This window comes from Rhizomonospora bruguierae (assembly GCF_018397995.1).
Taxonomy (GTDB): Bacteria; Actinomycetota; Actinomycetes; order Mycobacteriales; family Micromonosporaceae; genus Rhizomonospora; species Rhizomonospora bruguierae.
In genome coordinates this window covers 1-1345 of sequence record NZ_BBQH01000003.1, presented here as the reverse complement: position 1 = coordinate 1345, position 1345 = coordinate 1, and the positions used below count along the sequence as shown (strand labels likewise).

The 1345-nt window shown below is 68.3% G+C and carries 1 protein-coding gene; it reads right to left on the bottom strand.

The genetic code is table 11. The features are described from left to right. Window positions 1-21: 21 nt before the first annotated feature. Window positions 22-1161 (bottom strand): ISAs1 family transposase, encoded by a 1140-nt coding sequence (locus KJS59_RS00015; protein WP_213450094.1) that lies wholly within the window; start codon window positions 1159-1161, stop codon window positions 22-24. Between the last annotated feature and the right edge of the window lie 184 nt (window positions 1162-1345).

The window sequence follows — 1345 nt, the reverse complement described above, 5'->3', positions numbered from 1 at the left end:
ACCCAAAGCAAAGTCGCGAGGTTACTCTTTGGATGCGTTGAGTAGCTGTGGGATGAGCATTTTGCTGGCGTGATGTCGTTCTATGACCTGTTTGATCTTGGTGTGGCCGGCGAGGCGGATCAGGGCGATGGCGAGGTTACGCAGCGCGGCCATGGTGTGGGCGGTGTTGCCCAGCCAGGCGTGGTGGCTGTCCTCACCGAGCAGGACGTCACGAACCCAGTGTGATTTGTTCTCGATCCACCAGTGGGTTCGCACGTGGGCGGCGATGGCGGCTGCCGGGCTGGTCAGGCTGGTGATCCCGTGGAGGATCTGTTTGCTGACGCGTTGGCCGTCCGGGGCGTACACGTCGCGGCGGATCCGGAAGACCTGGGCGGCGCCGGGGAAGTCGACGCCGTCGGCGGGCGCGGTCCAGATCGTGCGGGTGATCCGGTAGCCGTGTCGCCGTTCGGTGCTGGTGTGCCCGCTGGTGGCGGCGGTGGCCACGGGTAGCCGGGCGGTGATCGCGGCCAGGAGTCCGGGCTTGTTGCCCTTGACCGTGAACACGTACCCGGCGTCCCGGCCGACCAGGTAGGCGGCTGTCTCGCCGCTGGGATGCGCGGCGTCGGCGGTGATCACCATGCCGGTGATGGCGACCGGGTCGAGCAACGCCGTGATCTGCGTGACCTCGGTCGTGTCGGCCGGGACCTGGACCTGGGCCACCACGACCGCGGTGTCGTGACGCATCGCGGAGAACAACTGCACGTCCACACCGGTGCCCCCACCGGAGTTACGGACGGTCTTGCCGTCCAGGGCCAGCCCGCACCCAGGGCTCGGGCCACCGATCCGCTCCGTGAGCCAGGCACCCACCAGACGGTCCAGCACCGCCGCGTCCACCAGCGAGGCCAGCCGGCGCAACGTGTCCCGACCCGGCGCGACCCGGATCCCCAGCACCGGATGCGAACGGGCGCCCGCGGCGGCCAGCAGGACCTGCGGCATCTCCACGACCCGGTCCCCGGCCTGCCGGAAGTTCCGCGCCCCGCACAACAAGGCGAGGGTGACCAGCGTCAACACCGCCGACAACCGATGACGCACACCCCGCGCCTTGCGCGGATCGGCAACCTGCCCGAACACGGCCGCCAACGCGGTCACCTGCCCCGTGTCGACCTGCCCACCCTCACCCATGACGACACCCACAGCGACATGCGAGACTGACACCCTCGGCCTTCCTTTGCCGACGACGACTGCTTAGACAACCGTCATCGTCCACAAGGGAAGGCCGACCTCGTTCACCGCCCCGGTCCACACCCCCGCCGCAACAGCCCTACCAGCCCAAACGCAAGATCAACTGACTTTGCTTTGGATCTGG